Source organism: Latilactobacillus parafuchuensis (assembly GCF_055271665.1).
Genome location: NZ_CM143875.1, coordinates 1675878 through 1688494 on the forward strand (window position 1 = coordinate 1675878; position 12617 = coordinate 1688494).

Genomic DNA, 12617 nt, shown 5'->3' on the forward strand with positions numbered 1-12617 from the left:
GAATTATAAATGTCAATTAACTTTAAAGACTATGTCGCAAGTGTCCCTGACTTTCCAGAAGTCGGCGTCACTTTCCGAGACATCTCACCATTGATGTCAGACGGGGAAGCCTACGCGGCAGCAACTGACAAAATTGTGGCATACGCTAAAGATCGTGGCGTTGAAATGATTGTGGGCCCAGAAGCCCGTGGATTCATTGTCGGTTGTCCAGTGGCTTACAAATTAGGGGTCGGTTTTGCACCTGCTCGTAAAAAAGGTAAATTACCACGACCAACTGTTTCAGCAAGTTATGGTTTAGAATATGGTCAATCAACCCTATACATGCACAAAGATGCGGTCAAACCGGGTCAAAGAGTTTTAGTCACCGATGATTTATTAGCAACCGGCGGCACAATCGCCGCAACGATTAAGATGGTCGAAGAACTAGGCGGCATCGTCGTCGGCACAGCCTTCTTAATCGAACTAAACGACTTAAACGGCCGTGAAAAAATCAAAGACTACGATATTTTTAAACTAATGGATTATTAAGAAGTGCTGACGCTCACGGGTAGATTCTGAGTATTAGCCTAGTCTGGTGAATGAAGTCTGTATTTTAGACTTCGTTTGCCAGACGTCGCTAAGCGCAAGAAGCTGTGAGCGACTGCACGTTATTAAGAAGTGCTGACTAAGCCGGTTAACTTCTGAGTAGAGCCTAAAAGCGGGCGTTGTGACGGGGTTAGTCATGACGCCCGCTTTGTAGTTAACCGGAAAAGGCTAATTGAGAGAGCACGTTATCAAAGAAGTGCCGTCAAATCACAGTAAAAAGGCCCTCTCATCCACATGGCGGATGGAGGGCCTTTTAAGATTCAGTTAAATTCGATCTCTATAGAGCCCGACGACTTTACCTAAAATACTAACTTCGTTTAAAATAATCGGTTCAAACGTGTCGTTTTCGGGTTGGAGCCGGTAATGATCGGCTTCTTTGAAGAATCGTTTGCAAGTCGCTTCGTCTTCGGCGGTCATCGCAATCACGATGTCGCCGTTATCGGCGTTGGCCTGTTTACGAATGATGACTTCATCACCGTCTAAAATACCGGCGTTAATCATACTTTCGCCCCGAATTGTTAACATGAATAAATCTTGTTCAGTTTGCAAACTTGGGGGAATGGGGAAATAGTCGGTGGCTTCTTCAACGGCTAAAATGGGGACACCGGCGGTAACGACGCCTAAAACGGGAATCTTTTTAGGCGTGGCGCCAATCGCACTTAAACCCGCAGCGGTTAATTCAATGGCGCGGGGTTTCGTTGGATCTTTTTGAAGTAAGCCTTTCTTCTCTAAACGTGCTAAGTGGCCATGAACGGTGGACGTGGAAGAGAGATTAACGGCTTCGCAAATTTCGCGGACCGTTGGCGGATAACCTTTGTCTTGAACCCGATCATGGATGAAACGCAACACTTCTAATTGTTTGGATTCAGTTCTAGTCATAAAAGCACCTCATTCATTCTGTTAATGATATGGTAGCATATCTATAGCGCTATTTCAAACAAGTGTTCGTGTTTTTTGACTTTTTACGCATAATAGGTCAAAATAGAGAAATAGATTTTAATGGAGGCAATTAAAATGGTAATGAATCAAGAACGATTGGATCGGATCAATGAGCTGGCTCACAAAGCCAAAGCTGAAGGGTTAAGTGAAGCTGAAACGACGGAACGGCAAACATTACGCGACGCTTACATCAAGGATTTCCGGGCTAGTTTCCGTTCACAAGTTGAAATGTTACAGGTCTACGACAAGGAAGGTCAAGAAGTCACACCGGAAAAAGTTAGAAATGTTCAACGAGAAAAAGGGTTACGTGACGATTAAACTGAGAATTCCGCTTTCTTTTTGCGGGAATTATGTGTAAACTATTTAAGTGAACTGAAAGAGGAAGGGGTGCATAAGATATGGGTATAGGATTAGGCGTTTTAATTTTTGTCATTGGCGCGCTTTTAGGGGCTGTTGCAGGTTTCTTTGGTGCACGTGCTTACATGAAGAAGTATTTCCAAGACAATCCACCAGTTAACGAAGAGATGTTGAAAGCTATGATGATGCAGATGGGTCAAAAACCATCAGAGAAGAAATTGAATCAGATGATGAATTCAATGAAGGCTCAACAAAAACGTAGCAACGATAAATAATCAACGTTGAAACATCGCTAATGGCGATGTTTTTTTGTTCTAAAAAGCAGATGATTGTCCCCGTTAAGTAAGATTGTTATAATAGGGGATATTGAATTTTCACAGGAGGTGCACTATGGGCATATTTAAAAAGCTTAGTTGGTATTTTAAGCAAGAAGCACGCCGCTATTTCTTAGGCGTGGTCTTCTTAATCTTAGTGGCAATTGTTCAGGTGATTCCACCAAAAGTGATTGGGAACTTGGTCGATTTAATGGCCGCTCAAAAATTAACCGCTAAAACGTTGTTGATTTGGTTGGTGGTGTTATTTGCCGCTGCGATTTTACAATACGTCTTTCGCTATGGTTGGCGCACCCGAATTTGGGGCGGGGCCGCCAAGTTGGAACGAATCTTACGCAGTCGATTATTTAACCATTTTATGCAGATGGATACGCCGTTCTTCCAGAAACATCGAACGGGTGATTTGATGGCGCACGCTACCAACGATTTAACCGCGATTCAACAAGTCGCCGGTGCCGGGATTCTAACGTTTGCGGATTCGATTATCACCGGTGGGACGACGATTATTGCGATGATAATCTTCGTCGATTGGCGTTTAACCTTAGTGGCGTTAATCCCAATGCCGTTATTGGCCGTTGCTTCACGCAAGTTAGGGGCACACTTACACACGGCATTTGGTAAATCGCAAGCGGCTTTTTCGCGTCTGAATGATAAAACGCAAGAAAGTGTCTCCGGTATTAAAGTCATCAAGACGTTTGGTCAAGAAACGGCTGATACGGCTGATTTTGACCGCCTAGTCGACAAGACCGTGGCGATTAATAAGAAAGTCAATTTCGTCGATGCCTTATTCGATCCCGTGATTAGTTTGATTATCGGGGCGACCTACGTCATTACGATTATCTACGGTGGCTATATGGTCAGTCACAAGATGATTACAATCGGACAATTGATTGCTTTCATCAGTTATATTGCTGCTTTAGTTTGGCCGATGTTTGCGATTGGTCGCTTATTCAACGTTTTGGAACGGGGCAATGCTAGTTACGATCGGGTTGATCAATTGTTACGAGAAACCAGTACGATTGTCGAAAAACCAAACGCGATTCAAACATTGGCAACGGGTGATTTGCAATATGATGTGACCCGTTTTAAATATCCAGATGATGCAAAAGTGATTTTAACCGATATTCATTTCAACCTACCGCAAGGGCAGACGTTAGGGATTGTTGGTAAAGTCGGGGCGGGTAAAAGTACGATCATTAAACTACTTTTACGCGAATATGATCGGTACAAAGGCCAGATTCAAATTGGTGGTCATGACATTCAAGATTACGCACTAGATGCGTTATTGGACAGTATCGGTTACGTCCCGCAAGACAACTTCTTGTTTTCTACCGACGTTCGCGACAACATTCGTTTTGCGGATTTTGAACAGGATCAAGCGCAGATTGAAAAAGTCGCCAATCAAAGTGCCGTTCACGATGATATTTTAACCTTTGCACAGGGTTACGATACGATTGTTGGTGAACGGGGCGTCTCCTTATCGGGTGGCCAGAAGCAACGGATTGCGATTGCGCGGGCGATTATGACCAACCCTGAAATTTTAATTTTAGATGATTCGTTATCGGCCGTGGATGCTAAGACGGAAGAAACGATTTTGACGAATCTCAAGACAATGCGGGCGCACCAAACGACGATTATTACCGCTAATCGCTTGAGCAGTGTGATGCACGCCGATGAAATTATTGTGATTGATGAAGGTACGATTATCGAACGCGGGCAACACACTGAATTATTGGCACAAGCCGGTTGGTACGCGCAAATGTGGCAGAAACAACAATTGAATCAAGCGATGGGAGGCGATTAGATGGCTCAAAAATATCAATCAGAATGGTCAAAAACTATTACGACTAAGGAACAATTGACGATTATGCGGCGTCTTTTTCGCTATACCAAACATTATAAAAAACAGTTTATTGGTGCGATTATTGCGGCGGCCTTTTTAGCCACGATCAATATTTTATTACCCCGCTTGTTACAAGTTTTTATGAATCGTTATTTAACAAACGGTAATGCAACCCTGAACATTTTGCTAGCGGTGGCTGGTTTATACATTCTCGGGGTGGTTATCAAAGCGATTAGCCAATTTTTTCAAGCTTTTCTATTTTCAATGGGTTCGGAACGGGCGATGGAAGATGTCCGCCGGTCGCTATTCCGACAATTACACCGGTTAGGCATGCGTTATTTTGATCAGACGCCCGCCGGTTCAATTGTATCGCGGGTGACCAATGATACGATGACGTTAATTGATTATTGGAACGTCTTCTTATCGTTATTAGTCGGGGCGTTTTCGATTATCTCGGCTTTTATCGCGATGTGGTTATTATCACCGCAAATTGCGTTGGCGACCGCCGCTTTCTTACCGATTCTACTCATTATTATTTGGTATTATAGTCGCTACAGCGCGCGGGTTTACCGCCATATGCGTGAAAAGTTGAGTCAATTAAATACGAAGTTAAATGAATCAATCGAAGGCATTACGATTATTCAACAATTCCGCCAAGAAAAACGGTTGACGGCTGAGTTTGAAACGGTCAACGCCGATTATTTAAAAACCCGTGAAGCGATGATTCGGATTAACTCGTTGTTGTTAGCGCCAGTCGTCAATCTATTGTATACATTGGCGTTAGTGGTCGTGTTAAGTCTGTTTGGGTTAGATGCGTTGCACAGCTTCGTGGCGGCTGGTACGGTTTATGCATTCACCACGTATGTCAGCAATTTCTTTAATCCGATGACCAACATGATGGATTCTTTGTCAGCACTTCAAGACGGGATGGTCGCGGGGAGTCGGATTTTTAGAATCCTAGATCAAACCGAATTTGTGCCGCAACAAAATCCAGATGCTAATCGGGAAATCACGGCTGGCAAAGTTGAGTTTAAACACGTGTCGTTTTCTTACGATGGCGAACATGAAATTCTGCACGATATTTCGTTTGTTGCACAGCCGGGTCAAACCGTCGCACTAGTGGGCCATACCGGTTCAGGTAAGAGCTCGATTATCAACGTCATGATGCGCTTTTATGAATTCTATGAGGGCCAAATTTTGATTGATGGGCATGACATTCGGGATTATCCGCTGGCTGAATTACGTCAGAAGATGGGTTTGGTTTTACAAGACGCCTTCATGTTTTACGGCGATATTGCGTCTAATATTCGCCTGTTTGATCAATCGATTACCGATGCTCAGATTCAAGATGCGGCCGAGTTCGTGCAGGCGGATCAATTTATCGAACAACTCCCTGGTCAGTACCACGCCAAGGTGATTGAAGGCGGTAGTCAGTTTTCAAGTGGTCAACGACAACTCTTGTCGTTTGCCCGGACGATTGTCACGAACCCCAAGATATTAGTGTTGGACGAAGCAACTGCCAATATTGATACTGAAACGGAAGAAGCGATTCAAACCGGCCTGAAACGGTTACGGCAAGGCCGGACGAGTATCGCAATCGCGCATCGGTTGTCAACGATTAAGGATGCCGATTTAATTTTAGTCTTAGACCAAGGTCGCATTGTTGAAGCGGGGCAACACGCCACGTTAATTGCGGATCAAGGCCGGTATTACGAAATGTATCAATTACAAAATGGTGACGCATAACTTCGGAGGAAATTAGTGATGAAAAAGAAACATTGGTTAAAATGGACTTTAATTAGTTTAGCCGCGTTGATTGTGATTGGGTTGGCGGGTGCGACGACGTACATGTATCAATATGCTTTTGTACCGGGCGACAAAGCGTTTCTACACGGTGGCAAAAAGTCGCAAGAGTATATGGATGACCAAACGTGGCTGAAAAACGTTGAGCAGTCTAAATGGCAACAGACATCGGCGACTGATAATATTAAGTTAGTCGCACTTTATGTGCCGGCCGAAAAGGCGACGAAGAAGACAATCATTGTTGCCCACGGTTATATGGGTAAAAAAGAAGATATGGCCCGTTACATCCATATGTACCATAATCTGGGCTACAACGTTTTAGCGCCGGATGATCGCGGTTCAGGCCATTCAGGTGGCGGTTATATCGGTTATGGTTGGCCGGACCGCTTGGATTACGTTAAGTGGGCGAAAAAAGTCGTTAAAACTGATGGTCAAGACAGTCAAATCGCTCTCTTTGGGGTCAGTATGGGTGGCGCAACCGTCATGTATACGGCTGGCGAAAAGTTGCCGAGTCAAGTCAAAGCCGTGGTTGAAGATTGTGGTTATAGCAGTATTTCAGGCGAACTAGAATATCAATTAAATGATTTATTCGGGTTACCTAAGTTTCCGTTATTCTACACGACCAACCTAATGGCGCGGGCACGAGCTGGCTATAATTTCTACGAAGGCGATGCCACTAAGAGCCTGGCTAAATCGAAACTACCGATTTTCATTATTCACGGTGGCGCCGATAAGTTCGTGCCGACTAAGATGGCGTACGAAAATTATAAAGCAGCCAATCAACCAAAGCAGTTATGGATTGTCCCTAAGGCTGGGCATGGTGCAGCTTTAGAAAAACAACCGGCACAATATCAACAAAAAGTAGCGGCGTTCTTAAATCAGTATTGGGATTAAAATAAAAAGCGGTCATCAGCTGAATTTAGCTGGTGGCCGCTTTTTAATGGGGACTATTTTTTAGGTTTCTCAACAATTTCGTATTTAAAATCAGGATTAATTTCTTGATCCAACTGATCGAAAGCGTCTTGCATTTGTTGGCCAACTAAGGCTATGTTTTCATCGTTTAATTTCAATTTAGGCGCGACCGGAATCGGTTCACCAAAACGAATCGTAATCTTCTGACGTTTCAATAGATCTTTGAAGGTTAAGGGGCCTTGATAAACAGCGGGGACAAGTGGCACCCGGGCCATTTTTGCAATCACGATTGCGCCACCTTTTAATTCGCTGGCGTAACGGCTACCGGTTGGAAACATAATCAATGACAGGTCTTTGGAACGGAGTGCTTTAACCGGCGTTTTAATCGCCGAGGGGCCTGGATTTTGACGGTTAACGGGAAATGCGTTGGCGTGATTCAAAATAAAGCGAATCACGGGGTTTTTAAACAATTCCTCTTTAGCCATGAACGTAAATTTACGTGGGCTAGCGGCTAATGCAAAGAAAATCGGATCCCACCAAGTTCGGTGCGGACCCACTAAAACGTAAGTGCCTTCGGGTAATGCTTCTTTATTTTCGACGTTTGGTTTGCCGTTTAACAACCAAGCGAGAATGCGGACGATAAAACGGGCAAAAGAGAAAAACATAAATTTTTAATTCCTTTCAAATCAGACTTCATTTTTTCTCATTATACCAAATAACGCTTTCCTTTGTTATAATATGGGCTAAATATAATTGGGGTTGACGGATAATGTTAAAAACAGGGGAACGAATTGATCAGTTGCACCGCTTAGAGATTCAAATTATTCAAAGTCCGGCCGTCTTTTCATTTTCGATGGACGCCGTTTTATTAGCTGACTTTGCGCGCTTGCCCAAGCAAGGCCAGATTGTTGACTTGTGTGCGGGCAATGGCGCGGTTGGCTTATTTATGAGTCATAAGACTAACGGGACGATTACCGGCGTTGAGCTGCAACCACGTCTAGCCGATATGGCACAACGGTCGATTGAATTGAATCAGTTAGAAAAACAGTTAAAAATAGTGACGATGGATTTAAAAGACGTCAGCACCGTGATTGCCAAGGATAGCGTCGATGTGGTGACGTGCAATCCACCGTATTTTAAGGTAACACCGGAGAGTCAGAAAAATCCGAATCAGCATCTGGCGTTAGCGCGCCACGAAATTGCGACGGATCTTAAGACGGTGGTTCAAACGATGAGTGGCTTGTTAAAAATGAATGGCCGCGCTTATTTAGTGCATCGACCGGATCGGTTCTTAGAAATTTGTGATGAATTACGGGCGGCGCGTTTAGAACCGAAAAAAGTGCAATTTATCTATCCGAAAGCGGGCAAAGAAGCCAGCATGGTTTTGATCGAAGCGGTTAAAGATGGTCGACCAGGCGGTTTGCGCTTGCTGCCGGAATTGACGATCTATGATCAAAATAGTGAATACACACCAGAAATGCGAAAGAAGTTATTTATGGATGACTGAAGAAGCGAATCAACAATATTATTTTTACGTTTTAGTTTGTAGCGACCACAGCTTCTATGGGGGCTTTACGACGGACGTGACTAGAAGGGTCGCCACCCATAATACGGGTAAGGGGGCCAAGTACACTAAATTGCGACGACCGGTTCGTCTACTTTATTATGAAACGTTTGCGGATAAATCGGCAGCGCTCAAAGCCGAATACGCGTTTAAGCACCAAAGTCGTTTGAAAAAAGAACGTTATTTAGAAGCACACGGGATTGCATCGACCCAATTTTAAAAACAAATGTAAAGAGGGAATGATCATGAAGCAACAAGTAATGATAAGACCAGTCAAGCTAACGGATGCTGAGGTACTATACCAACTGGTTGACCGCAATCGAGCCAATCTAAGAATTTGGCTACCATGGGTGGATGCGATGCATTCGGCGCAAGATGAATTGAATTTTTTGGACTACTCTGTGCAGAAAATGGCCAACGGTGGCTTATGGATGATGACTATTTTAGTCGATCAACAAGTTGTTGGGATGATTGATATTCATAATTTGGAACCGACTGAACAATCGGGTGAAATCGGCTATTGGTTAACCGCTAATCTACGGGGACAAGGTGTGATGGCTCAAGCACTGCAACAACTTGAACAACTAGCTAGTCGGCAATTAGGTCTGTCGCAATTAAGAATTATTACTGCGATGACCAACGAGACTAGTCAGGCGGTGGCTAAACGTGCTGGCTATCAGCAAATAGCCGATTTTGAGGGGCAAGTGACGGTCGCGAATGTTGTCCAAACTGGTCTGTTGTACGTTAAAAAATTAGCGAAAATTACCGCTAAATAGTCCTTGAAAAGAGGCTTGACGTGGGCTGGAATATTTAGTATACTTTTAAACGGTATTTCAATACCAAAAAAATAATTCACACTGGTCGATTTCTAGAGAGGTGCTCAGCAATGAGTTCTCTAAAAAAGTGAAATCAGTGGTCGAATAAAACCATATGGAGGTCTGTTGACATGGCTGTATTGTCAATGAAACAATTATTAGAAGCGGGTGTTCACTTCGGTCACCAAACACGTCGTTGGAACCCAAAAATGAAGAAGTTTATCTTTACTGAAAGAAATGGTATCTACATCATCGATTTACAAAAAACCGTTCGCATGGTTGATGATGCTTATGATTTCGTTAAAGAAGAAGCTGCTAACGAAGGTGTATTCTTATTCGTTGGTACTAAGAAACAAGCACAAGATGCAATTGCTGAAGAATCAGTACGTGCTGGTCAATATTTCGTTAACCATCGTTGGTTAGGTGGGACTTTGACTAACTGGGATACAATCCAAACACGTATCAAACGTCTTAAAGAAATCAAAGCAATGGGCGAAGATGGTACTTTCGAACGTTTACCTAAGAAAGAAGTTGCCTTGTTGAAGAAACAACAAGATAAACTTGAAAAATTCTTAGGCGGTATCGAAGACATGCCTCGCATCCCAGATGTTATGTTTGTTGTTGATCCTCGTAAAGAACGTATTGCTATCAAGGAAGCTCAAAAATTAAATATTCCTGTTGTTGCTATGGTTGATACTAACTCAGATCCAGATGATATTGATGTTATTATCCCATCTAACGATGACGCAATCCGCGCTGTACGTTTGATCACAGCTAAAATGGCTGATGCCATCATCGAAGGCCGTCAAGGTGAAGATGATGTTGAAGAAGCAACATTCGTTGCTGAAAACAAATCAGCTGACTCAATGGAAGAAATTGTTGAAGCCGTTGAAGGTAACAACGATACTAACACTGACGCTAAATAAGGATTCAAATAAAGCTGTCTTAGAGGTTGCGCAAATACTGCAGACTTTGTGAGGCAGCTTTTTTTAAACAAGAAACGCACTCTATAAATTATAAATTGTCGGAGGTACATCAACATGGCTGAAATTAAAGCTGCTCAAGTAATGGAATTACGTAAGAAAACAGGCGTTGGGATCATGGACGCTAAGAAAGCCCTAGTTGCAAGTGATGGCGACGTTGCTTTAGCAATCGACGCATTACGTGAAAAAGGCATGGCCAAAGCGGCTAAGAAGAGCGACCGGATTGCTGCCGAAGGTTTGGCTGGCGTTGCCGTTAATGGTAACACTGCTGCAGTTGTTGAAGTGAATTCAGAAACTGACTTTGTTGCTTCAAACGATCAATTCAAAGCTTTATTAAAAGACATTGCTGAAACAATCGCTAAAAACAAACCAGCTGATATGGCTGCTGCTAATGAACTACCAATGGGCGAAGGCACAATTGCCAGCTCAGTTGTTGGTTTAACAGCCGTTATCGGTGAAAAAATCAGCTTCCGTCGTTTCGAATTAGTTGAAAAAGCGGATGGCGATCACTTTGGTTCATACCTACACAATGGTGGCCAAATTGCGTCATTAGTAACCCTTGAAGGTGCTGATGATGAAGCTGCTCATGATATCGCAATGCACGTTTCAGCGGTTAACCCTGAATACGTTTCTCGCGAAGATGTACCTGCTGAACAATTAGCTCATGAACGTGAAGTTTTAACTGAAGAAACTAAGAACGAAGGCAAGCCAGAAAAAATCATTCCTAAGATTGTTGAAGGCCGTGTTAACAAGTTCTTGTCAGAAATCAGCTTGAACGACCAAGCATTTGTTAAAGATTCAGACCAAACTGTTGCTCAATTTGTCGCATCAAAAGGTGGCAAAGTTAAGAGCTTCGTTCGTTTCACTGTTGGTGAAGGGATCGAAAAGAAAGAAAATAACTTTATTGATGAAGTTATGGGTCAAATCAAATAATTATTTGAGTGTCCGAAAAAAAGGAACGCAATTTGCGCTCCTTTTTTTTCGGACTATTATCAGAATTCACGATGGCGACCCTATTTCATTCCGGAATATGGTAAAATAAGCCTAGTAATCAACGAAGGGATGTCAATCATGTCAAATACAAAATATAAACGGATTGTTTTAAAGGTTAGTGGTGAAGCATTAGCTGGCGAAAAAGGATTTGGAATTGATCCAGAAATCGTTAAAACAGTCGCAGCTGAAATTAAATCAGTTCATGAATTAGGTGTTCAAATCGCAATCGTTTGTGGTGGCGGTAATATGTGGCGCGGTGTCACTGGCGAACAAATGGGTATGGAACGTGCGCAAGCCGATTACATGGGCATGCTCTCAACGGTCATGAATGCTTTGGCATTACAAGATATCTTAGAAGGCATCGGTGTCCCAACACGCGTTCAAACCTCAATCGAAATGCGTCAAATCGCTGAACCTTATATTCGTCGGAAGGCTGTTCGTCATTTAGAAAAAGGCCGCGTGGTCATCTTTGCTGGTGGCACGGGTAATCCTTATTTCTCAACTGACACCACTTCTGCATTACGGGCTGCTGAAATCAACGCTGACGTCATCTTGATGGCCAAGAACAACGTTGACGGTGTTTATTCGGCTGATCCTAACACGGACCCTACAGCCGTTAAGTATGACACATTAACGCATTTAGACATCATCAACAAAGGCTTAAATGTCATGGATTCAACTGCAAGTACATTATCAATGGATAACGATATTCCATTGGTTGTCTTCAATTTAAATGAACCTAACAATATTAAACGCGTTGTTGAAGGCGAAAATATTGGGACAACGATCAAAGGGGGAAAATAATTTTGGCAAATAAAAGTTTAGAAAAAGCACAAAGCAGCATGGAAAAAGCTGAAGCAGCATTACAACGCACATTGGGCCAAATTCGTGCCGGTCGCGCGAATGCTAGTCTAGTCAACCGAGTGATGGTTGACTATTACGGTGCACCAACACCTTTAAACCAAATTGCTGCAATCTCAGTCCCAGAACCACGGGTCTTGATGATTACGCCTTACGATAAAGGCGCTTTGGAAGACGTCGAAAAGGCCCTTTACACGGCTGATATCGGAATTTCACCCGCTAATGATGGTACGGTAATTCGTTTAGTGATTCCACAATTGACCGGTGAACGCCGGAAAGAAATCGCTAAAGAAGTCGGTAAAGAAGCAGAAACGGCTAAAATTGCCGTTCGTAACGCGCGTCGCGACGCAATGGATGATTTGAAAAAATCAGAAAAAGCTAGCGAAATTAGCGAAGACGAAATGCACGACTTGGAAGAACAAGTCCAAAAATTAACCAACGAAGCCACAAAACGCATCGATGAAATTTCAAAAGACAAAGAAAAAGAAATTACAGAAGGTTAAAGAGTGCTGACTCAAGCGTTTAAACCTTGAGCATAACCTAAAAATGAGCGACATGATTTGAATTATAATCATGTCGCTCATTTTTTATTAGTTCGAGTATCTGGCTAGATGGTTTGAGAAATATTTC

The 12617-nt window shown here is 43.0% G+C and carries 15 protein-coding genes; 13 read left to right on the forward strand and 2 right to left on the reverse strand.

Annotated elements, in window-relative coordinates; genetic code table 11:
- Positions 1 to 9 precede the first annotated feature (9 nt).
- Complete coding sequence (locus ACVPPQ_RS08260; protein WP_463493939.1) at positions 10 to 528, forward strand: adenine phosphoribosyltransferase; 519 nt, start codon at positions 10 to 12, stop codon at positions 526 to 528.
- A gap of 321 nt (positions 529 to 849) precedes the next feature.
- Here ACVPPQ_RS08260 and lexA read toward each other — a convergent pair whose 3' ends face one another.
- On the reverse strand, positions 850 to 1464 hold the full coding sequence (gene lexA / locus ACVPPQ_RS08265) for a transcriptional repressor LexA (RefSeq protein WP_025083499.1): 615 nt from the start codon (positions 1462 to 1464) through the stop codon (positions 850 to 852).
- 135 nt (positions 1465 to 1599) lie between these two features.
- Here lexA and ACVPPQ_RS08270 point away from each other — a divergent pair, with 135 nt between their 5' ends.
- From ACVPPQ_RS08270 to ACVPPQ_RS08290, 5 genes are all read left to right on the forward strand, one after another.
- Positions 1600 to 1842, forward strand: a complete 243-nt coding sequence (locus ACVPPQ_RS08270) for a DUF896 domain-containing protein (protein WP_463493941.1) — start codon at positions 1600 to 1602, stop codon at positions 1840 to 1842.
- Positions 1843 to 1922: 80 nt separating this feature from the next.
- Entirely contained in the window at positions 1923 to 2156 is a 234-nt protein-coding gene (locus ACVPPQ_RS08275; RefSeq protein ID WP_463493943.1) for a YneF family protein, read from the forward strand.
- Between the two features lie 115 nt (positions 2157 to 2271).
- Positions 2272 to 4017 (forward strand): ABC transporter ATP-binding protein, encoded by a 1746-nt coding sequence (locus ACVPPQ_RS08280; protein WP_463493945.1) that lies wholly within the window; start codon positions 2272 to 2274, stop codon positions 4015 to 4017.
- Positions 4018 to 5802 carry an ABC transporter ATP-binding protein gene (locus ACVPPQ_RS08285; protein WP_463493947.1) on the forward strand — a complete coding sequence of 595 codons (1785 nt, stop codon included), beginning with the start codon at positions 4018 to 4020 and terminating at the stop codon, positions 5800 to 5802.
- A gap of 18 nt (positions 5803 to 5820) precedes the next feature.
- Positions 5821 to 6753: an alpha/beta hydrolase gene (locus ACVPPQ_RS08290; protein ID WP_463493949.1), complete on the forward strand. Its 933-nt coding sequence runs from the start codon at positions 5821 to 5823 to the stop codon at positions 6751 to 6753.
- A gap of 53 nt (positions 6754 to 6806) precedes the next feature.
- Here the strand turns inward: ACVPPQ_RS08290 and ACVPPQ_RS08295 are convergent, their stop codons facing one another.
- Positions 6807 to 7436, reverse strand: coding sequence for a lysophospholipid acyltransferase family protein (locus ACVPPQ_RS08295; protein ID WP_025083493.1), 630 nt, complete (start codon positions 7434 to 7436; stop codon positions 6807 to 6809).
- Between the two features lie 104 nt (positions 7437 to 7540).
- Here ACVPPQ_RS08295 and ACVPPQ_RS08300 point away from each other — a divergent pair, with 104 nt between their 5' ends.
- The 7 genes from ACVPPQ_RS08300 to frr all read left to right on the forward strand — a co-directional run bounded on the left by ACVPPQ_RS08300 (position 7541) and on the right by frr (position 12490).
- Positions 7541 to 8278, forward strand: a complete 738-nt coding sequence (locus ACVPPQ_RS08300) for a tRNA1(Val) (adenine(37)-N6)-methyltransferase (RefSeq protein WP_025083492.1) — start codon at positions 7541 to 7543, stop codon at positions 8276 to 8278.
- Positions 8271 to 8555 (forward strand): GIY-YIG nuclease family protein, encoded by a 285-nt coding sequence (locus tag ACVPPQ_RS08305; protein WP_413476372.1) that lies wholly within the window; start codon positions 8271 to 8273, stop codon positions 8553 to 8555. The genes ACVPPQ_RS08300 and ACVPPQ_RS08305 overlap by 8 nt, the downstream gene beginning before the upstream one ends.
- Before the next feature lie 25 nt (positions 8556 to 8580).
- Positions 8581 to 9111 (forward strand): GNAT family N-acetyltransferase, encoded by a 531-nt coding sequence (locus ACVPPQ_RS08310; protein ID WP_463493952.1) that lies wholly within the window; start codon positions 8581 to 8583, stop codon positions 9109 to 9111.
- 170 nt (positions 9112 to 9281) lie between these two features.
- On the forward strand, positions 9282 to 10076 hold the full coding sequence (gene rpsB, locus ACVPPQ_RS08315) for a 30S ribosomal protein S2 (protein WP_025083489.1): 795 nt from the start codon (positions 9282 to 9284) through the stop codon (positions 10074 to 10076).
- A 114-nt stretch (positions 10077 to 10190) separates the two neighbouring features.
- Positions 10191 to 11066, forward strand: coding sequence for a translation elongation factor Ts (gene tsf / locus ACVPPQ_RS08320; RefSeq protein WP_106483329.1), 876 nt, complete (start codon positions 10191 to 10193; stop codon positions 11064 to 11066).
- 138 nt (positions 11067 to 11204) lie between these two features.
- Entirely contained in the window at positions 11205 to 11930 is a 726-nt protein-coding gene (gene pyrH, locus ACVPPQ_RS08325; RefSeq protein WP_025083487.1) for a UMP kinase, read from the forward strand.
- A 2-nt stretch (positions 11931 to 11932) separates the two neighbouring features.
- On the forward strand, positions 11933 to 12490 hold the full coding sequence (frr, locus tag ACVPPQ_RS08330; RefSeq protein WP_025083486.1) for a ribosome recycling factor: 558 nt from the start codon (positions 11933 to 11935) through the stop codon (positions 12488 to 12490).
- Positions 12491 to 12617 lie beyond the last annotated feature (127 nt).

Excerpts from the sequence above, each read along its gene's own strand:
- ACVPPQ_RS08305 (WP_413476372.1), top strand. The coding sequence starts at position 8,271 with ATGACTGAAGAAGCGAATCAACAATATTATTTTTACGTTTTAGTTTGT.
- ACVPPQ_RS08260 (WP_463493939.1), top strand. The coding sequence starts at position 10 with ATGTCAATTAACTTTAAAGACTATGTCGCAAGTGTCCCTGACTTTCCA.
- ACVPPQ_RS08280 (WP_463493945.1), top strand. The coding sequence starts at position 2,272 with ATGGGCATATTTAAAAAGCTTAGTTGGTATTTTAAGCAAGAAGCACGC.
- ACVPPQ_RS08290 (WP_463493949.1), top strand. The coding sequence starts at position 5,821 with ATGAAAAAGAAACATTGGTTAAAATGGACTTTAATTAGTTTAGCCGCG.
- ACVPPQ_RS08300 (WP_025083492.1), top strand. The coding sequence starts at position 7,541 with ATGTTAAAAACAGGGGAACGAATTGATCAGTTGCACCGCTTAGAGATT.
- ACVPPQ_RS08275 (WP_463493943.1), top strand. The coding sequence starts at position 1,923 with ATGGGTATAGGATTAGGCGTTTTAATTTTTGTCATTGGCGCGCTTTTA.
- ACVPPQ_RS08270 (WP_463493941.1), top strand. The coding sequence starts at position 1,600 with ATGGTAATGAATCAAGAACGATTGGATCGGATCAATGAGCTGGCTCAC.
- pyrH (WP_025083487.1), top strand. The coding sequence starts at position 11,205 with ATGTCAAATACAAAATATAAACGGATTGTTTTAAAGGTTAGTGGTGAA.
- ACVPPQ_RS08285 (WP_463493947.1), top strand. The coding sequence starts at position 4,018 with ATGGCTCAAAAATATCAATCAGAATGGTCAAAAACTATTACGACTAAG.
- rpsB (WP_025083489.1), top strand. The coding sequence starts at position 9,282 with ATGGCTGTATTGTCAATGAAACAATTATTAGAAGCGGGTGTTCACTTC.
- ACVPPQ_RS08295 (WP_025083493.1), bottom strand. The coding sequence starts at position 7,436 with ATGTTTTTCTCTTTTGCCCGTTTTATCGTCCGCATTCTCGCTTGGTTG.
- lexA (WP_025083499.1), bottom strand. The coding sequence starts at position 1,464 with ATGACTAGAACTGAATCCAAACAATTAGAAGTGTTGCGTTTCATCCAT.
- ACVPPQ_RS08310 (WP_463493952.1), top strand. The coding sequence starts at position 8,581 with ATGAAGCAACAAGTAATGATAAGACCAGTCAAGCTAACGGATGCTGAG.
- tsf (WP_106483329.1), top strand. The coding sequence starts at position 10,191 with ATGGCTGAAATTAAAGCTGCTCAAGTAATGGAATTACGTAAGAAAACA.